The sequence below is a fragment of the Bosea sp. AS-1 genome (assembly GCF_002220095.1).
In the GTDB taxonomy this organism is placed as follows: domain Bacteria; phylum Pseudomonadota; class Alphaproteobacteria; order Rhizobiales; family Beijerinckiaceae; genus Allobosea.
In genome coordinates this window covers 349118-370503 of the sequence record NZ_CP022372.1, presented here as the reverse complement: position 1 = coordinate 370503, position 21386 = coordinate 349118, and the positions used below count along the sequence as shown (strand labels likewise).

Genomic DNA, 21386 nt, shown 5'->3' with positions numbered 1-21386 from the left:
TGGACCGAGCGGCCAAGCCTTCCCATTTGGTGAAGCCACGCCATCATCGCCGGGCCCTCTCCGGCGTCAGCCAGCAGAGGCCGTCATGGTCGCGATCTCCGTCCTCGATCTCGTACCCGTCGTCGAAGGGGAAGGGCCGCGCGAAGCGCTGCTGAAATCGATCGATCTCGTCCGCCATGCTGAGGCCCTGGGCTTCACCCGCTACTGGGTCGCCGAGCACCATAACATGGTCGGCATCGCCAGCGCCGCGACCTCCGTGGTCATCGGCCAGCTCGCCGCCGCCACGAAGACGATGCGGATCGGCGCCGGCGGCATCATGCTACCGAACCATTCACCCCTCGTCATCGCCGAGCAGTTCGGCACGCTTGAGGCGCTCTTTCCCGGCCGCATCGATCTCGGCCTCGGCCGCGCGCCCGGCACCGACCAGCTCACCATGCGGGCGCTCCGTCGCAATCCGATGTCGGCCGACAGCTTCCCGCAGGACGTGCTCGAGCTGCAGGCCCTCTTCGCGCCCGCCGGACCGAATCAGGCGATCCGCGCCGTTCCCGGCGAAGGACTCAACGTCCCGCTCTGGATTCTCGGGTCCAGTCTTTTTGGCGCCCAGCTCGCCGCCGAGCTCGGCCTGCCCTATTCCTTCGCCTCGCATTTTGCCCCCGACGCGCTGATGCAGGCGCTCGCCATCTATCGCGAGCGCTTCAAACCGTCGGAGCAACTGCAATCCGCCTACGCCATGCCGGGCATCAACGTCGTCGCGGCCGAGACCGATGAGGAAGCGCGCTACCTTGCGACCTCGTTGCAGCAGCGTTTCGTCGGCATGGTTCGCGGCGCCCGCGGCAAGCTCCAGCCTCCGATCGACGACATCGAGCAATACTGGAGTCCGGCCGAGAAGGCGCATGTTTCGCAGATGCTGCGCTATGCCTTCATCGGCTCGCCCGACACACTGCGGCGCGAGCTGGGCGCCTTCGTCGCCAATACCGGTGCCGACGAGATCATGATCACGGCGCCGATCTTCGACCACGAGAAGCGCAAGCGCTCCTACGAGATCGTGGCCGCTCTGGCTCCCGATCTCGGCAAAGCGCGCGACGCCGCCTGATCTCACGAGCGCCGGAGCGGTCCCGGAGGCTCTTTTTTGGAAATCAGATGCATTTGCATTATTATTGCAGATGAGAATGATGTTCAGGTAGCCTGCTTTTGCAATTAGCCGCGCTCATTGCTATGGGCTGGGCATGAGCGAGACCGACCGGCGCGTTGCCGTTTTCGAAAGCCAGCTGAAGGGGGCGGGCCTGCGCATGACGCAGCAGCGCCGCCTGATCCTGCGCGTGCTGGCTGAGGCCGACGACCATCCCGATGCGAAGGGCATCTTCACCCGCGCCTTCGCGCAGGACCCGACGCTGTCGCTCTCGACCGTCTATCGCACGATGAAGGTGCTGGAATCGCAGGGCGCGATTGAGCGCCATGCCTTCGAGGACGGCATCTCGCGCTACGAACACGCCCACCAGGAGCATCACGACCACCTCATCGACATCGAAACCGGCGCCGTGATCGAGTTCTCCTCGGATGCCATCGAGGAGCTGCAGCGCCGCATCGCCGCCGAGCTCGGCTACGAACTAGTCCGCCACCGGCTCGAGCTCTACGGCCGCAAGAAGCAGCCGGCTCGCAGGGGGCGCAAATAGCGCCGTAGGCCGCAGACGGTTCGCTCAGCCGTCGACGATGTCGTCGTATTCGGGGTGCTTTGCGATCCAGGCCTTCAGGAACGGGCAGCGCACGACCGCCTTGCGTCCGCTCGCCCGGATCAGCTCGAACACCCCCTTGGCGAGCCGCGAGCCGATGCCCTGCCCGCTGAACTCCTCGGGCACCTCGGTATGGATCAGCACCAGCCGGTTGCCGTCCACCCGATAAGCGACGAGGGCGGTGCCGCCGTCGAGGGCCAGTTCGAAACGGTTCTGCTCGGGCTTCTCGACGACATCCATCGCGTCACTCCTTGGCTGGCTGCTGAGCCGGCTGCTGCGGTGCCGGCGGCTGTTGCGCTGCCGGCGGTTGCTGAGTCGGCGCAGGCGGGGCGGGCTGCTCCCTGGCTTCGGCGCGCCACGGATAGCTCCAGGTCTCCGTCAGCGTCTTGTTGCCGCTCTTCAGGAAGGCGCGCATTTCGGAGAGCTGGCCAGGCTCGCCCGTCACGTCGATGAAGGCACGGAAGCCGTCGATCTTCGGATTCGGCACGACGAAGGCGCGATCGATCTTGCCACGGGTAATCGAGGGAACGATCTCCACCTTGTCTGGCTGCTTCAAATGGTAGTCGAGATCGCCGCCGGAAAAATCGACGATGAAGCGCCGCGCCCCTTCGACCACGGCCTCGCTCGACCCCAGCGCCTTCGGCACGGCCTGATAGGTATTGACCACCCGGCCGCCAGGGTGAAGGTCGCCGGAATCGAGCATCGCCGTCAGCCGGTAGCTGAAGGAAAACTCTTTGCCGGGCTCCAGCGGCGTCTTCGGCATCCAGAGCGCGACGACATTGTCGTTGCTCTCGTCCGCCGTCGGCATCTCGATCAGCTCGATCATGCCCTCGCCCCATTCACCCTGGGGTTCGACCCAGTAGGACGACCGGCGCTCATAGGCGAGGTCGAGATCCTGGTAGTGGTCGAAGCTGCGGTCGCGCTGCATCAATCCGAAGCCGCGCACATTGCGCTCGACGAAGGCGGACACCGCCTGCTGCTTCGGATTACGCAACGGCCGCCACAGCCATTCGCCGCTGCCGGAATGGATCATCAGCCCGTCCGAATCGTGCAGCTCCGGACGATAATCCTCGAAGAAGCGGCGATCGTTCTCGCCGGTGAAGAACATCGAAGTCAGTGGCGCGAGCCCGAGCTTCTCGATCGGTTTGCGCGGGAACAGCGTGGCCGCGACCTCGACCACCGTGTCGACATCCGGATAGATGGTGAAGCGGTAGGCGCCGGTCACCGACGGCGAATCGAGCAATGCATTGACGACGATGCGCTCCGCACCGGCACCCGGCTGCTCGACCCAGAATTCGCGGAAGACCGGGAACTCCTCCGTTGCCGTGCCCGCACCGATGGCAAGGCCACGCGCCGAGAGCCCGTAACGCTGTTCGCGCCCCAGTACGCGGAAATAGCTCGCGCCGATGAAGGCGATCAACTCGTCGAGGACGCGCGGATCGTTGAGCGGATAGTGCAGGCGGAAACCGGCGAAACCGAGATTGACCGGCAGAGGCTTGTCGAACTTGACCTTGCCGTAGTCGAACAGGTTCGCGGCATAGGGCACCGGCGTCGGCACGCCGTCGCGCACCACGTTCACCGTGATCGGCCGTGTAAACAGGAAGCCGGGATGGAACATCTGCATCCGGAACGACGAACCGTTCTGCGCGAGCAGGGCTCGCTCCGGCCGGAAGCGGATATCGCGCCAGGAATCGTAATCGAGCCTGGCAAGCGGCTCCGGCAGGGCAGCCGGCGGCTCGTAGGCGACCGCCGCGACCTCTCGCGCGCGCCGCTGCACGTCCTCGAAGCCGAAGCGCGGCTGCGGCGGCGTCTGCGGCGGAGGAGGGGGATTCGGATTCTGCGGCTGCTGGGCGAGCAGGGCCGAGGGCGCTGCGGTAAGGCACAGAGCGGCAGAAAGCCCGCCCAGAACATGGCGGCGGTCCAGCATCGTCATCCCAAGTCCGTCTTCTCGTCGCCCCTGGCGACAAATATTCATGGCCGCAGCGACTTAAGGCCATGAAATGAGGCTCGTCTAGGGCAGCGCGATTGACAATGCATGAAGATATCGCAACCTTTGCCCTCGGCCGGATGCGGCCAGCCGCTCGCGCCCCTAAGGGCAAGGTGAACGCATCCTGACAAGTCCCTGTCCTGATCCCGATCGACTCGTGGACGGATATCGGCAAGGCGAGCCCCGATCCCACCCGTCCAAGCGAGAAGGATCGAGACGATGCGAAGCTTTCGCGACGCGAAGCTGATGGCGAAGAGCCTGCGCGAAGCCATGGCCGCGAGGCAGATGCCGCTTTCCCATTCCGAGACCCTGGAGATCGTCGCGCGCCAGTTCGGCTATGACAGCTGGAACGTGCTGGCGGCCAGAATCGGCGAAGCATCCCCCGACGTACCCGACCCCGGATCAGGCGAAGCCGTTCGTCTCCAGATGGGTATCCCGATCCTGCGGATATTCGACGAAACCAAGGCCAAGGAGTTCTATCTCGACTTCCTCGGCTTCCACATGGACTGGGACCATCGTTTCGGGCCGAACATGCCGCTCTATATGCAGGTTTCGCGCTCGGGTCTGCAGCTCCATCTCTCCGAGCATCACGGCGATGCCAGCCCCGGCTCGACCGTCTTCGTCTGGATGCAGGGCATCGACGCCCTCCATGCCGAGCTGATCGGCAAGCGCTATACCTATTCGCGGCCGGGCATCGAGGAGGACGGCCCGGGTGGGCGGACGCTGCAGGTCCCTGACCCGTTCGGCAACCGAATCCGCTTCTGCGAGAAGCACGAATAAAGCGTAGCCGGCCAAAGACTTGCGACCGTTAACCCGCTTCCTGACGGACGCGCATCGGCCTTGCAAAAAAATGCGGCTCCGGGCTCAAAAAATACTTGTGATCCGGAGTCGGCATCCGTATATCGCGTTCACCCAATTCGCACGTGCCTGTGGCCGCGTGCCGGTCGGTGGGCATCCGGACAAGAGGCCGGACAGCCGCCAGGGGTCGGAAGACGGATGGAGGGGATGGACATCCCTCAAATCACGCTTCCCAGTCTCCGCAAGGAGATTGTTCCCCGACACAGACCGGCAGCCGGAGGCAAAACCGGCGAACCCCGCATCTCCACGGGGGACGCAGCTTAAAGCAACGACGGAGCGGGCTTTTTTGGTCTCGTTGGCTTTCCACAGGTCAACACCGAAGAGGCTTGTCCTTCATTGCCGGCCGTGCGGGGTCTACCCCAATCGAACGGTGTTTCGGGTCCGGACGGCTCGTCCGCTGTAGCAGGCGTCTCCAAAGCGCCTCGCGACTGCGACGACTTTTCCGGCGATACATCGCATCGACGCCGCTTGCGTCGTAGGGGAGTCGCGCCGATGACCGAGCGCATCCGTGAGTTTCTTCGGACCCGACGTGAGGACGGTCCCTGCGTCGTCATCGACACCGATGTCGTGCGCGAGAACTATAAGGCCTTCGCCCGTGCTCTGCCCGACACCCGCGTCTTCTACGCGGTGAAGGCGAACCCGGCGCCGGAGGTGCTTGCCCTGCTGGCCAAGCTCGGCTCCTGCTTCGACTGCGCCTCGGTCGTCGAAATCGAGCTCGCGCTCGCCGCCGGCGCCACCGCCGACCGCATCTCCTTCGGCAATACCATCAAGAAGGAGCGCGACGTCGCGCGCGCCATGGAGCTCGGCGTGCGCCTCTTCGCCGTCGACTGCACGGCCGAGGTCGAGAAGGTGGCCCGTTCCGCCGAGAAGACCGGCGCCAAGGATTCGCGCATCTTCTGCCGCATCCTCTGCGACGGTGCCGGCGCCGACTGGCCGCTCTCGCGCAAGTTCGGCTGCGTGCCCGAAATGGCCGCGGACGTGCTTGAGCACGGCCATCGCCTCGGTCTGCAGGCTTACGGCATCTCGTTCCACGTCGGCTCGCAGCAGGCCAACGTCAACGCCTGGGATTCGGCCCTGGCCTCGGCCTCGGCGATCTTCAAGGAATGCGCCACCCGTGGCATCTCGCTGTCGATGGTCAACCTCGGCGGCGGCTTCCCGGCGCGCTACCTGAAGCCGATTCCGGGCGTGCCGTCCTATGGCGACGCGATCTTCCGGGCGCTGTCGAAGCATTTCGGCAACCAGCTGCCCGAGACGATCATCGAGCCGGGCCGCGGCATGGTCGGCGAGGCGGGCCTGATCGAGGCCGAGGTCGTGCTGATCTCGAAGAAGGCCGAGGACGACAAGGTCCGCTGGGTCTATCTCGACATCGGCAAGTTCAACGGCCTCGCCGAGACGATGGACGAAGCGATCCGCTATCCCATCCGCACCGAGCGCGATGGCGACGAGACGGTTCCCTGCGTGCTCGCCGGCCCGACCTGCGACTCGGTCGACGTCATGTACGAGAAGACCCCGTACATGCTGCCCTTCTCGCTGGAGATCGGCGACAAGGTGCTGATCGAGGGCACGGGCGCCTATACGACGACCTATTCGGCCGTCGCCTTCAACGGCTTCCCGCCGCTGAAGCAGTACGTCATCTGACGTGACCGGGGCGCCGCGAGGCGCCCCTTGAAATCGGGTCCGGCGAAGCGCCCTGTCTGAAACGGCAGGCCGCCCGGGAAACCGGGCGGAGCGTCCGCGTCTCCAGAAGGGAGCGCGCGGGCGTGGCTCCCGCCGGACCCCTCTCCCACATCCCATTTTGCCTGTGGCCGCGTCCGCGCGGCGCCGGGAAGGTCTGCGCAAGGCAGACGCTCCGGCCGGAGGTGCGTCATGATCCAGATCCGCGACGAGATTGCTGCCGACATCCCTGCCCGCGAGGTGCTGCTCGACCGTTGCCTCGGCGAGCGCCGGACTGCCAAGTCGAGCGAGCGTCTCCGCGAGGGTCGCCTGCCGGCCGAAGGGCTGGCGCTGACCGCGGAACGCGATGGCGAAGTCATCGGCACCGTGCGCCTCTGGCACGTCACTGCCAATGGCGTGGCGGCACTCCTGCTCGGCCCGCTTGCGGTGAAGCCCGAATTGCAGGGCGAGGGCCTGGGCAAGGCGCTGATGCGCGAGGCGCTCTGGCGCGCCGCCTGCCTCGGTCACGGCGCTGTCATCCTCGTCGGCGACGCGCCCTATTATGCGCGCTTCGGGTTCGAGACCGCCTTGACCCGCGACCTCGCCATGCCCGGCCCGGTCGAGCGCGAGCGCTTCCTCGCCATCGAGCTGCGCGATGGCGCTCTCGACGGCGCAAGCGGCGTGCTGGTCGCGGCCGGCGCCCCGCACCCTGTCGCTCTCGCAGCGGAGACGGTGGCCCGCGCCGCCTGACCCTTCGCCGTCTTCGTCATCGCGCCGTCATCGCCCGGCGCTTTCCATGCCGAGACCGCATGGAAAGCGCTGCGGCGATTGACGGCGCGATTGCGCGCTCATACGAGCTTTTTCGACCTTTTTTGTCCCGGAACCCAGGAGTTTGGAAGAATGACGAATTGGCCCGTATACGGCGAGATCACCGGCCCGATCGTGATGATCGGTTTCGGCTCGATCGGCCGCGGGACGCTGCCGCTGATCGAACGGCATTTCAAATATGACAAGAGCCGCTTCGTGGTGATCGCGCCGGACGATGAGAACCGGGCTCTCCTCGATGAGCGTGGCATCCGCTTCATCCAGGAAGCGCTGACGCCCGAAAACTACAAAGCGATCCTCGAACCGCTGCTGACTGCCGGCGGTGGACAAGGCTTCTGCGTGAACCTGTCCTGCGACACCGGCTCGCGCGACATCATGGAATTCTGCTCCAGCCTCGGAGCTCTCTATATCGACACCGTCAACGAGCCGTGGCTCGGCTTCTATTTCGACGACAGCAAGGGACCGGCCGAGCGCTCGAACTACGCGCTGCGCGAGATGACGCTCGCCGCCAAGCGCGCCCGCGCGCCCGGCTCCCCGACCGCCGTCTCCTGCTGCGGCGCCAATCCTGGCCTGGTCTCCTCGCTGGTGAAGCGGGCTCTGACGAATCTCGCCGCCGATATGCGTCTCAACGCGACGCAGCCGCAGACCCGCGAGGAATGGGCCGCGCTGATGCAGCGCGTCGGCGTGAAGGGCATCCACATCGCCGAGCGCGACACGCAGCGTTCGAAGAACCCCAAGCCGCCGGGTGTGTTCGTCAACACCTGGTCGGTCGAGGGCTTCATCGCCGAAGCCGTGCAACCCGCCGAACTCGGCTGGGGTACGCATGAGAAATGGATGCCGGCGAACGCCCATACTCATGAGACGGGCTCGCAGGCGGCGATCTACCTGATGCAGGCCGGTGCCGAGACCAAGGTCCGGAGCTGGTGCCCGACGCCGGGACCGCAATACGGCTTCCTGGTCACGCATAACGAGTCGATTTCGATCGCAGACTATTTCACCGTGCGCGACGAGACCGGCAAGGCCATCTACCGGCCGACCTGCCACTACGCCTACCACCCGGCGAACGATGCCGTGCTCTCGCTGCACGAGATGTTCGGCAATGCCGGTCGCCCGCAGGAAGAGCATCATATCTTGGAGGAGAAAGAGGTCGTCGATGGCATCGACGAGCTCGGCGTTCTGCTCTACGGCCACGACAAGGGCGCGTACTGGTTCGGCTCGCAGCTCTCGACCGAGGAGGCGCGTTCGCTCGCGCCCTATCAGACCGCAACCGGGCTTCAGGTGACCTCTTCCGTGCTCGCCGGCATGGTCTGGGCACTGGAGAACCCGCGAGCGGGGATCGTCGAGGTCGAGGAACTCGACTTCAACCGCTGCCTCGAGATCCAGCAGCCCTATCTCGGGCCGGTGAAGGGCTACTACACCGACTGGACGCCGCTCGACGGCCGCCCGGGTCTCTTCCCCGAAGACATCGATACCAGCGATCCCTGGCAGTTCAGGAACATCCTGGTTCGCTGACGAACAGAACGGGCGCTACGGCGCCCGTTTCACTGTGACGCCGGCGAGCAGCCAGGCTCCCGCCAGGAAGAACACGATCAGCACCGCAAGCCCGGCGCGCTGGCTGGCGAAGACGCTCGTCGCCAGCGCGACCAGCGTCGGTCCCATGAAGGACGTGACTTTTCCCGAAAGGGCGAAGAGCCCGAAGAATTCGCCGATGCGCCCCTCCGGCGCGAGCCTGGCCATCAGGCTGCGCGAGGCCGCTTGCAATGGTCCGGCGACGAGACCGATCAGCAGGCCGAGGCCGAGATAGACTTTCTCTGGCAACGAAGCATAGAGCCCGTCGCCTGGGACGGGTGGGGCAGCCGGAATCACGAAAAAAATGTGGTCGGCGCTCAGCGACAGAATGCCGAGGCAGGCGATGAGCAGGCAGGCGATCGCTCCCAGGATCACCCGCTTGCCGCCGATGGCATCGTCGAGCTTGCCGCCGAGCCACGCGCCGAGCGTGCCGGTAATCGTCAGCAGGATGCCGAAGACGCCGAGCTCGATGGTCTGCCAGCCGAAGACGCCGGCGGCGTAGATGCCTCCGAAGGCGAAGAGCGCGACCAGCGCGTCCTGGTAGATCATGTTGGCGAGCAGGAAGCGTCCGAGCGAGGGCAGGCTCGGCAGCTCCGCAATGGTCGCCTTGAGCCTCCCGACGCCGCCGCGCGCCGCCTCCGCCAGCTTGAGGCCGGTCGGCGGCGAATCGGGCGTCAGCAGGAACATCGGGGCGACGAAGACGACGAACCACAGGGCCGTCAGCGGCCCGGAGAAGCGGTCGCCCTCCCGCGCAGCCGCGTCGAGGCCGAGGATCGGCGTGATGCCGGCAAGCGTCTTGCCCGTATGCGGATCGGCCGCCAACAGGCCGAGCGTGATCGCGAGCGACAGCAGCCCGCCGAGATAGCCGACCGCCCAGCCCGTACCGGAGAGCCAGCCCAGCCGTTCCGTCGGCACCAGCCGCGTCATCATCGCATTGTTGAAGGTCGTCGCGAATTCGGCGCCGATTGTCGCGATGACGAAACCCGCAAGCGCGATCGTCACGGCCCAGGGCGAGCCCGGCACCGCAAACCAGAGCATAGCCGAGCCGATCACCAGCAGCGCACCGAAGGCCGCGATCCAGGGCTTGCGCGGCCCGGTCCGATCGGCGATGCCGCCGAGCAGTGGCGAAAGCAGCGCGATGCACAGGCCCGCGAACCCGGTCGCGTAGCCCCACAGCGCCTGCCCTTCCGCCGCATCGCTCGCGAGCGCCGAAGCAAAGAAGGGCGCGAAGACGAAGGTGGTGATCAGCGTGAAGAAGGGTTGCGCCGACCAGTCGAAGAAAATCCACGCTACGACGGCGCGCCGCGGCGGCCAGCTGGAGGGTGGCGCGATGGCGGCCGGCTCGGAGGGAGAGACGGCGGAACTCACTGCAGGGTGGTATCCGGGTCGCCGCCGCCGCGCGCCAGCTCGATCTCGGTGATCGCCACCAGCACCTCCGCGCGATGCTTCAGGCTTTGTGCCTCGAGCAGCGCTTGTTTCTCGCGCGGACCGAAGGGGCACATCATTGCCAGCGCATTGACCAGCGCCTCGTTTGGTGCCTCGCTGACGCCTTTCCAGTCGATCTTGAGGTCGTTCGCCTTGGCGAAATCCCGCAACGCCCGGAGCAACCCGTCGCGATCGACCTCCTCCTCCCCGGCACGGGCCACGAAATCCACGGCGAAGGGCTCGTAATCCGCCCGCGCCTGTCGGTACGGCGTCGCCACGGACAATTCCTCGGCGACACGGAAGCGGCTGATACCGGTCAAGGTGATGATATAGCGGTCGTCGCCGGTTTCGGCGAACTGGGTGATGCGGCCGAGGCAACCGACCCTGAGCAGCCCCGGAACCTCGACACGCCGCCCATCATCCGGCTCGGGCTGGATCATGCCGATGACGCGGTCGCTACGGATCGCGTCGTCGATCATCGCCAGATAGCGCGGCTCGAAGATATTGAGCGGCATCTGGCCGCGCGGCAGCAGCAGAGCGCCAGTCAAGGGGAAGAGCGGGATCACCTGCGGACAATCCCCGGCCCCCTTGTACACGGCGTTCATGCCCATCCGTGGCTCCCTCAGCGTCAGGAAAACAGCAAGGCCGACAGCTTCCGGCGCCCTGCCACGCTCGCCTCGTCCATCGGCCCCCAGGCCTCGAAGAACTGCAGCAGCTGCTTGCGCGCACCGTCGTCGTTCCACTTCCTGTCGGCCTTGATGATGGCGATCAGATGATCGACGGCCTCGTCGCGCCGGTCCTTGGCATTGAGCGCCAGAGCCAGGTCGAAGCGCGCCTGATGATCCTTCGGATTGGCCGCGACCTTCGCCTCGAGCTCCGCCGTATCGCCAAGCGAGGCCGCCTGCTCGGCGAGCTCGATGGCAGCGCGGACGGCCGCGATCGCCGGATCGCCCGCCTTCTCCTGCGGCGCCGTGGCGAGAATGCCCTTTGCGCCCTCGATGTCGCCAGTATCCAGATGCAGCCGCGACAGCCCGGCAATGGCGGCGAGATTGTCCGGCTCCATCTGGAGCACATGTGCGTAGAGCTCGCTCGCGCCGGCGGCGTCGCCCGCCGCGAGCGCTTCCTGCGCCGCCGCGATCAGTTCCTCGGCCTCGCCTGGTCCGACTGGCCCCACAAGGCGCTCGATGAAGGCCTTCACCTGGCTTTCCGGCTGGGCGCCCATGAAACCGTCGATCGGCTGGCCCTGCTTGAAAGCGATGACCGCCGGAATCGACTGGATGCCGAGCTGGCCGGGGATCTGCGGATGCTCGTCGATGTTCATCTTGACGAGCTTGACCTTACCGCCCGCCGCCTTCACCGCCTTCTCGATCACGGGAGTGAGCTGCTTGCAGGGACCGCACCAAGGCGCCCAGAAATCGACCAGCACCGGCTGCTGCATCGATTCGGTGATGACGTCCTGGCGGAAGCCCTGGGTGGTGGTGTCCTTGATCAGGCCGGGTTGCTCGGCCGCCTCGCCATTGACCAGCATGGGTCGCCCTTCGTGATGCCGTCGTCCCGATCCGCTGGATTCTGCCGGCGTGTCCGGAATCTTGCGTGTTTGCCAGTGGCCCGCCATGGCAGGCCGCCCCATAAATGGGGAGCTTTAGCCGTTCTGTCCATCGGGCGGCGCCGGCAAATCGACGATCAACGGCTCGTGGCCGGTCTCGCGCAGGAAGGCGATGAGATCGTCGCGCGCCATGCGCAGCGTGGCAGTGTTGACCAGCGGATGGAAGTTGACCTCCTCGCCTGTCATCAGATTGGCGTCGAGCACCATGGTCACGGCCCCAGCACGATCGTTGACGACGGCGAAGGCGGTGACCGAGCCGGGCGTCACGCCCAGCTTCTCCAGCAGGAGTTCGGCCGAGCCGAAGGAAAGTCTGCCGCTGGCGCCGAGCGTCTCGTGCAGCCGCTTCAGGTCGATGCGGGCGTCCGATTTGGCCGAGACGAGGAAGAGTCGACCCTTCTTATCCTTCAGGAACAGGTTCTTCGTCTGCAGGCCGATCATCATGTCGCGATGCGGAGCGGTCTCCGCCACCGTGAACACGGCCGGATGGTCGGTGCGGTGGAAGGCGATGCCGCTCGCCGCGAGGCGCGCACACAATTCCTCGGAAGTGAGAGGGGCGATCTGGGAAGTCGCAGTCATGGCGGGCACGAGAGAACCGATTCAATCCGATCTGATCGGGCTCTAGACCATTTGAGCCGGAAGCGTAATCCATATTCCGGCAAGGGCGGCCCGCGTCGCGAGCCCGGCCTCCACCTGGCCTGAAATCGCCCGGAACGCTCGCCGATAGTCCGGCGTGAAACCGGCGCGTCGCGGGTTTTATCGACAGGTCGCAAAAAAACTTTGCCGAGACGCTTGCGCTCCGCAGCGCTTTGGGGCAATAACCCGGCCGCGCCGCCACGGCGCGACTGTCTCGGATGCGGGTGTAGCTCAGGGGTAGAGCACAACCTTGCCAAGGTTGGGGTCGAGGGTTCGAATCCCTTCGCCCGCTCCAGACAATCTCAGGACTTGAGAAGCATGCAAGCGTCGGATCTTCCGGCGCTTTTTGCTTTTCGGATTCGCCTGGTGATCGAACCTTCCGTATCGTGAGGATCGCGCAGGTTCGCAGAATCCCGTAGGGAAATGGCTGAGGACGAGCGCCCCGTCAGGCTAGGTTCTCTTCTCGACGTTCGCTCCGATCCGTGCCCGCGACAGAAGCAGCCACCTCGCTGAAGCTCTGCGCGACGAAATCCGCTTCCGGCATGAGCCCTGTCCCGGTGGCAACCTCCGGCTCGGCGGGATCGCGCCAAATCACCAGGCCGATCCGCGCCTGCGGCCATTGCCGCTTCAGGCGCCTCACCAGAAAGCGTCCGCTGCGGATCGAGGCGACATTCAGCAGGCAGACGGCGACGACGGCGACATCGGAGGCCCGCTCGGCCCTCGCCGCCCCCAGCATCGTCCGCGCGACCGCCGTGGCTCGATACCCTTCGGCAGCAAGGGCGTGGGCGAGCATCATCGCACTGACATCGTCCAGCGCGCTGCGGCCGCCGACACACAGTGCGGATCTCACCGGGGTGGCAGGTGCGCGCTCTTCGCGCGCTTCTTCCTTCGCCTCCGCCGAGTCCATGTCTTCCGACAGGTTGGCGACGACGGTCCGGGCGGCCGATGACACCGTCCCGAGCTGGTCCTCGGCCATGACGCCGCGCTGCCTGTCGCGGTCGGCCAGGATCAGGGCCGGGATGGCGATCTCGCCATAGACCTCCGGAAGCGCCCTCTCCTCCAGCAGCTCCTCGAGCTGGTCCGTGGCTTCGTTCGGATCATTGGCGAGCAACCTCTGATAGAGCCGCATCTCGGGGTCGAGAACCGGCTCGTTTCCGAGCAGGACCTCGAAGAACTGGAACTGCGGAACATGCTTGCCGAGCACGACGAGGCAGACCGTGAGCGGCGTCGACATCACCAGCCCCACAGGCCCCCACAGCCAGGTCCAGAAGATCGCTGAAACGATGATGGCGAGCGGCGACAGCCCGGTCCGGGAACCGTAGAGCCACGGTTCCACGACATTGTTGATCACCAGCTCCATCACGAGGAAGAGTGCGCCGACCCAAAGAAGCAGGGTCCAGCCAGGCGAAACCGCAACGGCAAGGAACAGCGGCAGGACCATCGAGACGGCGGGGCCGATATAGGGCACGAACCGCATGACGATGGCGAGCGCGCCCCATAGCGCGGCATTGGGAATACCGATCCACCACAGGCCGAGCGCGACCGGCACCCCATAGGTCACGTTCACGACGAGCTGCATCAAGAGGTACTGGCCGACCCGGCTGCCAGCTTCCTGCAGAGCCTCCGTCGTGCGGTGCAGGTCGCTATAGCCGACGAGGCGGATGAAGCGGTCGCGCAGGTCCTCGCGCTCCAGCAGCATGAAGATGACGACCACGATGACGAGGCCCGCCGTCGCCAGCGGGCCGATCAATGGCGAGATCATGCTGGTCAGGATCTGGATCGGCTGCTCGGGCGAGTAGATCTGCACGAGAAGCGGACCGCTGCCCTCACCGTCGCGCTGCCCGGTGGCGGCATCGCCGCTGCGGCCGATCTCGCGGCCGACGCGCTCGACCGCCTCGGTGATCTGGGCGATGACGCCATGGCCGGCGCCGGCATCTTTGAGGCTGCGGACCTTTTCCAGGATATTGGCCTGATAGGTCGGCAATTGCCCGGAGAGCTCGGAAAGCTGGCTCACCACCAGAAAACTGAACGCGGCGATCCCGATGAAGGCCGCCGTGACCACGGCGATGACCGCCGGCGTGCGCCAGACGCCGGCGCGGCGGATGATCGAAACCAGCGGCGCCAGCGCGAAAGTGAGCAGAACCGCGATCGCGAGGGGGATGAAGACTTCCCGTGCGACATAGAGCACCGCGACGGTGCCGAGCAGGGCAACGATCTGGGGCCAGTTCGCCGGAAGGCCCGCGTGACCGCCGACACCGCTGTCCGGCCCCGAATCTGCCGGTGCCGCCGAACTCATCACCTTGTCCGGATTCATGATCGCCCCCGTTTGCGCCATGCATAACGCGCTCGGGCACCATTTGATCCGCACCCGAGCCGGTTCATGCGCGGCGCAGCAACTCCAGCGTCAGGGGATCGGCCTCGCCGCCGAAGAAGCCGTGCAGTACCGCGCGGTAGGGGGTGTTGGCACCGCCATCGGCCCGGTCGAACAGCGTCATCGACGAGCGCAGCTTCAGATCGTCCGGCGAGCCGAAGATCGCGCGGGCGGTCTGGCCTTCATGCGCTAGAACGGCCTGGGTGCAGGCCTTGAGCCGCCTCCCGAGAACGGGATGAGCGAGATAGGCCCGCGCCTCTTCAAGCGTCGCGAGCCCATAGAACTGGGAGGTCGGCGAGAGGCCGAGCCCGCGCAATTGCGGGAAGATGAACCACATCCAGTGCATCTGCTTGCATCCGGCCTGCAGTTCGGCCAACGCCGCAGCGTAAATCCGCTCCTGAGCGGTGATGAAACGCCCCGGATCGAAGCCTTCGGATGTCATCAGGACCTCCGCAACATGCCGGTGTTCATTGGGACCATGCGGCAAACCGGCTCCCGCCGGACGAAGAGATGAGCTAAGCCCGTCGCGCCTGTCGATCCGGATCGGAACCCATGCCCCAGCGCGCTCGCGATTTCGGCCTCATCTGCGGCATCATGCAGCCGGGCCCGCTCAATGCCATTACAGACGTACCGGGCGTGAAGCTCGGCCATCATACCATGCGGGACGGCGATCTCCTCACCGGCTTCACGGCCCTGCTGCCGCATGGCGGCAATCTGTTTCGCCGGAAGGTCCGGGCTGCGGTCGACATCATCAATGGCTTCGGCAAGAGCGCCGGCCTGATGCAGCTCGCCGAGCTCGGCCAGATCGAGACCCCGCTCCTGCTCGGCAACACACTGGCCGTCGGCACCGGCTTCGATGCGCTGGTGACGCGCGCGCTCGCCGCCAATCCTGACATCGGCCGCGAGACCGGCACGGTCAATCCGATCGTGCTCGAATGCAATGACGGCTATCTTTCGGATATCCGGGCCCGCGCGCTGACGATGGAACACGCCTTCGCGGCCCTCGACGCCGCCGCGTCCGGCCCCGTCGCGGAAGGCGCGGTCGGCGCCGGCACAGGCATGAGCGCCTTCGGCTTCAAGGGCGGCATCGGCACGGCCTCGCGCCGCTTCGCCCTCGATGGAACCGGTTATACGCTCGGTGTTCTGGCACTCGCCAATTTCGGCAATGCCGGCGATCTGATCCTGCCCGACGGACGTCGCCCTGCCCCGTCGCAAATGAAGCCGCAGGGCGAGCGCGGCTCGGTGATCCTCGTCGTCGCGACCGACGTACCGCTGGAATCTCGGCAGCTGCACCGGATCGCGCGGCGGGGTGGCGCCGGACTCGCCCGGCTCGGCGCCTTCTGGGGCAATGGCAGCGGCGACATCGCGGTCGCCTTCTCCACGGCCGACCCGATCGATCACGACCAACCCGCCGACCTCGTCCCGCTGCGCGCGCTCAACGAGAACCGGATCGACACACTCTTCCGCGCCGCGGTCGAAGCGACGCAGGAAGCCGTGCTCAACGCGATGATCGTCGCGCCTGCCACGACCGGGCGCGACGGGCATCGCCGCCCGTCCCTCGGCGATTGGCTACGCGCGCACCTTTCCTGACGCGAAGCAGGCGCCTCAGGCCCACTCGCCCTTCCGGAACACCGGCACGCGGCGCCCGTCGGCATGGATGCCGTCGATGTCGACCTCACCCGAGCCGATCATCCAGTCGATATGGATCAGGCTCTTGTTGCCGCCCTGCGCCGCAATCTGCTCTAGCGTGAGGCTGGCGCCATCGACGAAGCATTTCGAGTAGCACTGCCCCAGCGCGATATGGCAGGAGGCGTTCTCGTCGAAGAGCGTGTTGTAGAACAGGATGCCGCTCTTCGAGATCGGCGAAGAGTTCGGCACCAGCGCCACTTCGCCGAGCCGGCGCGCGCCCTCGTCGGTATCGAGCACCTTGTTCAACACCTGTTCGCCGCGCGAAGCCTTGGCCTCGACGATCCGGCCGCCTTCGAAGCGCACACGAATCTCGTCGATCAGCGAGCCCTGATGGGAGAGCGGCTTGGTGCTCGACGCATAGCCTTCGACCCGGCGGGCATGCGGCGTGGTGAAGACCTCCTCGGTCGGGATGTTCGGATTGCAGACGATGCCGTTCTTGGCCGGCGAGGCCCCGCCCTGCCAGTCATGCCCGTCCGCGAGACCCACGATCAGATCGGTGCCCGGCCCGGTGAAATGCAGCGAGGCGAAGCGCTGGCCGTTCAGCCAATCGCGCCGGCTGCGCAGCGCCGCATTATGCGCCTTCCACGCCGCGACCGGATCGGCTTCATTGAGGCGCGAGGCGGCGAAAATCGCCTCGGCCAGCTTGCCAACCGCGACCTCCTCGGCATCGTCCGGGAAAACCTGCTTCGCCCAGGCCGCGCTCGGATAGGCGATGATATTCCAGTTGATGTCGAAGCCGGCGATCTTTTCCAGCGCCGGCTGATAGGCCAGCGAATTCGCCTTCGCGGCACGGCCGACCTTGGCGGGATCCTCGTCGGCGAGCAGCATCGGATTGTCGCCGACGATGGCGAGCCGCGCCGTGTTCTCGCTGAAGGCCTTGGCCACGCCCTGGTAGAGCCAGCCCGGCGCCTTGTCGAAGCTCGCATCCGGCGCGTTGCGGTAGCGCGCCAGCGTGATCTCCTCATCGGAGAGCAGCGGCGTGACGATGCCGGCGCCAGCCTTGTAGGCGTGCTCGGCAATCCGCCGGACCAGCGGCAGCGCGGCAACGGGAGCGGTCAGGAACAAGTCCTGCCCCGGCTGCAGGTTCAGGCCGATACGGATGGCGACCTCGGCCAGCTTGTCGAGCTTGGCGGAATCAATGGCTTGCGGACGCTGGTGGACAGTCATGGCACTCGACCTATCGGATTCGGGATTTCCGCCATTGCTCGCGCAATTCGGCGCCGGGTCAACCGGTTCTGCAGCAGGGCGGTCATCCCATGACGGTCCGGACGCCGTTCAATCGACCGACTTGCCCGGTTTCGCGGGCGGCCTGAGCTTGCTTGCGCGCAGCAGATGGCTGCGCATCAGCGCCGAAGCGACCTCGTTCTCGCCCGCTTCCAGATGGTCCAGCATGCCCAGATGCTCGGTGCAGTTCACCTGCACCCGCTCGAAGCCATGGTCCCAGTCATAGTTCGAGAGGCGCCTGAGCTGGTTCTGGCGCCGCACAGCCGAATGGAAATAGCGATTGCCGGTGGCCGCAGCCAAGCCTTCGTGAAAATCGGCATTCATTTCGTAGAAGGCGATGCTCGACGATTCGCGCCAGGGCTGTCGCAGGGTCTCGGCATGGCGCGCCCGCATCTCGGCGATCCAGCCGGGATCGAGATGGAAGCCGGGCTCCAGCATCGCCATTGGCTCGATGATCAGGCGGAAACGATAGCTTTCCTCGCGCAGGCGCTGGTCGCGCGGCTCGTGCAGGAAGCGCCAGCCATAGCCCGGCTTGCGCTCGACCATGTCGAGATCGGCCAGGCGAGCAAGCAGCTTCTGCGCTTCCGGTCGGCCAAGCTCGTAACGCCGCATCACCTCGAGCTCCGAGACCTCGTCCGGCAGGAGCCCGTTCTCGCGCTCATGCGCGAGCCGGACCATGGCAAGGTCGATCTCCTCCGGCGGCAGGACACTGTCGCCCGCGGCCGGCAGCTTCAGGATCTCGATGCCCTTGTTGAGGTGGCGCCGCACCACCCCCTGCTCGGCCAGATGATCGAGCGCGGCGCGCACCGGCGTGCGCGAAACGCCAAGGCGCCGCGCCGTCGCATTCTCGTTGAGCCAGGCACCCGTCGCGAGCGCATCGTCGCGCACGAGTTGCAGGATGCGCTCGGCAATCTCCTGCTGCAGCCGTGTCGGCATCGTCATTGAAGAGCCTTGATTGTTTTAGTTTGTAATGAAATACAATACAGCATAATCCTCGGCCAGCATACCGGAAAGGCCCCCGCCATGGTCCAGCCCTGCCCCTTCGTCGATGTCTCGGGCACGCCTTACGAACGCGGTCGTCAGCACGGCGCCGCCGTTCCGCAGCGGGTGAAGCGCTCGATCAAGCTCTATGGCGGCCAGCTCGGCGGGCTGGGTTACGATGCTGCGGCGAAATCGGCGCTGATCGCCGAGTTCGCCAAGGAGATCGAGGCTTTCGGCGCGCGTTACATCGAGGAGATGCGCGGCATCGCGGATGGCGCCGGCGTCGCGCTCGAAGACATCGTCATGGTCAATGCCCGGACCGAGGTCATCGCCAAGGCGCGGCTCGTCAAGAACAAGCCGGTCGAAGCGAAGGAAGAGCTCGACGATGGCTGCACCGGCGCGATCATCCTGCCGGAGCGCAGTGCCTCGGGCGAACTGATCCACGGGCAGAACTGGGACTGGCGGGCTGAGTGCGCCGAGACGGCGATCGTGCTGCGCGTGCGCCGCGACGACGGTCCGGATTTCCTGACCTTCGTCGAGGCCGGCGGCCTCGCCCGCTGCGGCATGAACGCAGCCGGCATCTCGATCACCGCGAACTATCTCGAATCCGAGCGGGACTTCACGCAAGGAGGCGTGCCGCTCGCCCTGATCCGCCGCAAGGTGCTGGAGCAGGAGCACCTCGCCTTCGCGATCAAGGCCGTGGCCACCACGCCGAAGGCCTGCTCGAACAACATGATGCTCTCGACCGTGAAGGGCTTCGGCATCGATTTCGAATGCGCCCCCGACGAAGCCTTCCCGCTCTATCCGCAGGACGGCATGATCGTGCACGCCAATCACTGGGTCGGTCAGATCGCACTGACCAAGATCAAGGATACCGGTATCCCGCGCGTGCCGGAGAGCTTCTACCGTGACTGGCGCGTCCGCAAGCTGCTCGACGAAGCCGGCCGCAAGCTCACCGTCGGCGATCTCAAGCAGGCCCTCTTCGACGATTTCCTCTCGCCCTATTCGGTCTGCCGCCCGGCCCGTCCGAACGAACAGGGCAATCTCTCGGCGACGGTCGCGATGGTGATCATGCAGCCGGCGATGGGGATCATGGAGGTCGCGCCCCTGCCGGCCCAGAACCGCGTCTTCACCCGCTACAGCCTGACCGAGGACCCCGTCCTGCTCGCCGAAGCTGCCGAATAATCCGGCTCCCTCACCGCGTCACAACCGAAAAACAACAGGGGAACATGATGCGTCGAACCACCGCTACTGCCCTCGCCGCCGCACTCCTGTGCGGCGGCCTCGGCCAAATCGCCGAGGCGAGCACGCTGCGCATCCAGCTGCGCGCCGATATTCGCTCGATCAATCCGGGCGTCAACCGCGACGCCAATACCGACGGCGTGATCGTGCAGATGGTCGAAGGCCTCGTCGCCTATGGCGAGGACGCCCTGCCGAAACCGCTGCTGGCCGAGAAGATCGACATCTCGCCCGACGGCAAGACCTACAGCTTCACGCTGCGCCATGGCGTGAAATTCCATAACGGCGCCCCACTCACCGCTGCCGACGTACTGTGGAGCTGGAACCGCTACATGGACCCGAAAACCGACTGGCGCTGCCTGTCGGAGTTCGACGGTCGCGGCCAGGTCAAGGTCGAGAAGGTTTCGGCGCCGGACGACAGGACCGTTCTGTTCCAGCTCGACAAGCCGAGCGCGCTCTTCCTCTCCTCGCTCGCCCGCACCGATTGCGCCATGACCGGCATCCTGCACAAGGATTCGGTCAAGGCCGACGGCTCCTTCGACAAGCCGATCGGCACCGGCCCGTTCAAGCTCGCGGAATGGAAGCGCGGCGAGTACATCCGGCTGGAGCGCTTCGCCGACTATGCCGCACTATCCGGCAAGATCGACGGGCTGACCGGGGCCAAGAAGCCGCTGGTCGACGAGGTGCGTTTCCTGGTCATCCCAGACAATGCGACGGCGAAGGCGGCGCTGCTGCGCGGCGACATCGACATCGTGCCCGACATCGCCAACACCGACATCGCTGAGCTGAAGAAGAACGACAAGGTCAGGACCTCGGTCGTCAGCAGCATGGGCCTCGTCGGCCTGATCATCCAGACGCGCGACCCGCTGCTGCAGAACGTCAAGCTGCGCCAGGCGATCGCTGCGGCGATCGACGCCAAGGAGCTGGTGGCCACCATCACCGACGGCATCGGCACGCCGAACAACTCGATCGTCCCGATGCTCTCTGCCTATTACGGCCCGGTCGAAAAGCAGGGCTGGAAATACGACCCCGCCGCCGCCAAGAAGCTCATCGCGGAAGCCGGCTACAAGGGCGAGAAGATCGTGATGCTCGCCAACAAGCGTTACCCCGAGAGCTTCGATGCCGCCGTGGTCGCCCAGCAGATGCTCCAGGCGGTTGGCCTCAACGTCGAGATCGAGGTGCTGGAATGGGCGACACAGCTCGACCGCTACAGCAAGGGCAACTACACGATGCAGGCCTTCCCCTATTCAGGCCGCATGGATCCGGCGCTGAGCTACGACTCGATGACCGGTCCGAAAGACAAGCAGCCGCGCAAGCTCTGGGACAATCCGGAGGTCCAGGCTCTGCTCGACAAATCGATGGTGCTGAACGATCGTGCCGAGCGTCAGAAGATCTTCGACGAGTTGCACAAGCGCTTCCTCGCCGAAGTCCCGATGGTGATGCTCTACAATGGCATCGTCGGTGGCGCGATGAGCACCAAGACCAAAGGCTATGTCTCGACGGTCAGCTCGCTGCCGCGGGCCTGGGAGGTCACGGTCGGCGAATAACGGCTCGGCCTCTCCGCGCTGGGTGCTGGCCTCCCGCCAAGGCGCCGGC

At 65.9% G+C, this 21386-nt stretch carries 19 protein-coding genes and 1 tRNA gene; 10 read left to right on the top strand and 10 right to left on the bottom strand.

All coding sequences use genetic code 11. The annotated features are described in order from the left end of the window. The first annotated feature begins 85 nt into the window (after positions 1-85). Both CE453_RS03440 and CE453_RS03435 read left to right on the top strand, forming a co-directional pair. The gene (locus CE453_RS03440) at positions 86-1093 is read left to right on the top strand and encodes an LLM class flavin-dependent oxidoreductase (RefSeq protein ID WP_089173307.1); all 1008 of its coding nucleotides are present in this window, start codon (positions 86-88) and stop codon (positions 1091-1093) included. A gap of 133 nt (positions 1094-1226) precedes the next feature. Further along, complete coding sequence (locus tag CE453_RS03435; RefSeq protein WP_089173306.1) at positions 1227-1673, top strand: Fur family transcriptional regulator; 447 nt, start codon at positions 1227-1229, stop codon at positions 1671-1673. Positions 1674-1697: 24 nt separating this feature from the next. Here CE453_RS03435 and CE453_RS03430 read toward each other — a convergent pair whose 3' ends face one another. After that, entirely contained in the window at positions 1698-1970 is a 273-nt protein-coding gene (locus CE453_RS03430) for a GNAT family N-acetyltransferase (RefSeq protein WP_089173305.1), read from the bottom strand. Positions 1971-1974: 4 nt separating this feature from the next. Beyond that, positions 1975-3663 (bottom strand): OpgD/OpgG family glucan biosynthesis protein, encoded by a 1689-nt coding sequence (locus CE453_RS03425; RefSeq protein ID WP_089173304.1) that lies wholly within the window; start codon positions 3661-3663, stop codon positions 1975-1977. A gap of 273 nt (positions 3664-3936) precedes the next feature. On the opposite strand from CE453_RS03425, the gene CE453_RS03420 reads away from it, so the two are divergent. The 4 genes from CE453_RS03420 to CE453_RS03405 all read left to right on the top strand — a co-directional run bounded on the left by CE453_RS03420 (position 3937) and on the right by CE453_RS03405 (position 8565). Beyond that, on the top strand, positions 3937-4497 hold the full coding sequence (locus CE453_RS03420) for a glyoxalase superfamily protein (protein WP_089173303.1): 561 nt from the start codon (positions 3937-3939) through the stop codon (positions 4495-4497). A 570-nt stretch (positions 4498-5067) separates the two neighbouring features. Further along, on the top strand, positions 5068-6213 hold the full coding sequence (locus tag CE453_RS03415; RefSeq protein ID WP_089173302.1) for a type III PLP-dependent enzyme: 1146 nt from the start codon (positions 5068-5070) through the stop codon (positions 6211-6213). A gap of 228 nt (positions 6214-6441) precedes the next feature. Further along, positions 6442-6978 (top strand): GNAT family N-acetyltransferase, encoded by a 537-nt coding sequence (locus CE453_RS03410; RefSeq protein ID WP_089173301.1) that lies wholly within the window; start codon positions 6442-6444, stop codon positions 6976-6978. A 150-nt stretch (positions 6979-7128) separates the two neighbouring features. Beyond that, positions 7129-8565, top strand: a complete 1437-nt coding sequence (locus tag CE453_RS03405; protein ID WP_089173300.1) for a homospermidine synthase — start codon at positions 7129-7131, stop codon at positions 8563-8565. A 15-nt stretch (positions 8566-8580) separates the two neighbouring features. On the opposite strand, the gene CE453_RS03400 is transcribed toward CE453_RS03405, so the two are convergent. The 4 genes from CE453_RS03400 to CE453_RS03385 all read right to left on the bottom strand — a co-directional run bounded on the left by CE453_RS03400 (position 8581) and on the right by CE453_RS03385 (position 12229). After that, entirely contained in the window at positions 8581-9990 is a 1410-nt protein-coding gene (locus CE453_RS03400) for an MFS transporter (RefSeq protein WP_089173299.1), read from the bottom strand. Then, positions 9987-10658, bottom strand: a complete 672-nt coding sequence (locus CE453_RS03395; RefSeq protein WP_089173298.1) for an LON peptidase substrate-binding domain-containing protein — start codon at positions 10656-10658, stop codon at positions 9987-9989. Before CE453_RS03395 ends, CE453_RS03400 begins: the two co-directional genes overlap by 4 nt. A gap of 17 nt (positions 10659-10675) precedes the next feature. Continuing rightward, complete coding sequence (trxA, locus tag CE453_RS03390; protein WP_089173297.1) at positions 10676-11575, bottom strand: thioredoxin; 900 nt, start codon at positions 11573-11575, stop codon at positions 10676-10678. Positions 11576-11689: 114 nt separating this feature from the next. Next, positions 11690-12229 carry a prolyl-tRNA synthetase associated domain-containing protein gene (locus tag CE453_RS03385; protein ID WP_089173296.1) on the bottom strand — a complete coding sequence of 180 codons (540 nt, stop codon included), beginning with the start codon at positions 12227-12229 and terminating at the stop codon, positions 11690-11692. 277 nt (positions 12230-12506) lie between these two features. On the opposite strand from CE453_RS03385, the gene CE453_RS03380 reads away from it, so the two are divergent. Beyond that, positions 12507-12581, top strand: a tRNA-Gly gene (locus CE453_RS03380). 150 nt (positions 12582-12731) lie between these two features. On the opposite strand, the gene CE453_RS03375 is transcribed toward CE453_RS03380, so the two are convergent. Beyond that, on the bottom strand, positions 12732-14600 hold the full coding sequence (locus tag CE453_RS03375) for an AI-2E family transporter (RefSeq protein WP_248307929.1): 1869 nt from the start codon (positions 14598-14600) through the stop codon (positions 12732-12734). Between the two features lie 64 nt (positions 14601-14664). Next, positions 14665-15099, bottom strand: a complete 435-nt coding sequence (locus tag CE453_RS03370; protein WP_089173295.1) for a DUF1810 domain-containing protein — start codon at positions 15097-15099, stop codon at positions 14665-14667. 110 nt (positions 15100-15209) lie between these two features. On the opposite strand from CE453_RS03370, the gene CE453_RS03365 reads away from it, so the two are divergent. Further along, positions 15210-16247 (top strand): DmpA family aminopeptidase, encoded by a 1038-nt coding sequence (locus CE453_RS03365; protein WP_089173294.1) that lies wholly within the window; start codon positions 15210-15212, stop codon positions 16245-16247. Between the two features lie 15 nt (positions 16248-16262). On the opposite strand, the gene CE453_RS03360 is transcribed toward CE453_RS03365, so the two are convergent. Then, a complete protein-coding gene (locus CE453_RS03360) occupies positions 16263-17513 on the bottom strand; it encodes an aminopeptidase (RefSeq protein WP_089173293.1) in 1251 nt (416 codons plus the stop codon). A 108-nt stretch (positions 17514-17621) separates the two neighbouring features. After that, a complete protein-coding gene (locus CE453_RS03355) occupies positions 17622-18512 on the bottom strand; it encodes a GntR family transcriptional regulator (protein ID WP_089173292.1) in 891 nt (296 codons plus the stop codon). An 81-nt stretch (positions 18513-18593) separates the two neighbouring features. On the opposite strand from CE453_RS03355, the gene CE453_RS03350 reads away from it, so the two are divergent. Further along, positions 18594-19736 carry a C45 family autoproteolytic acyltransferase/hydolase gene (locus tag CE453_RS03350; protein WP_089173291.1) on the top strand — a complete coding sequence of 381 codons (1143 nt, stop codon included), beginning with the start codon at positions 18594-18596 and terminating at the stop codon, positions 19734-19736. Positions 19737-19780: 44 nt separating this feature from the next. Beyond that, positions 19781-21337, top strand: coding sequence for an ABC transporter substrate-binding protein (locus CE453_RS03345; RefSeq protein WP_089173290.1), 1557 nt, complete (start codon positions 19781-19783; stop codon positions 21335-21337). The last annotated feature ends 49 nt before the right edge of the window (positions 21338-21386 follow it).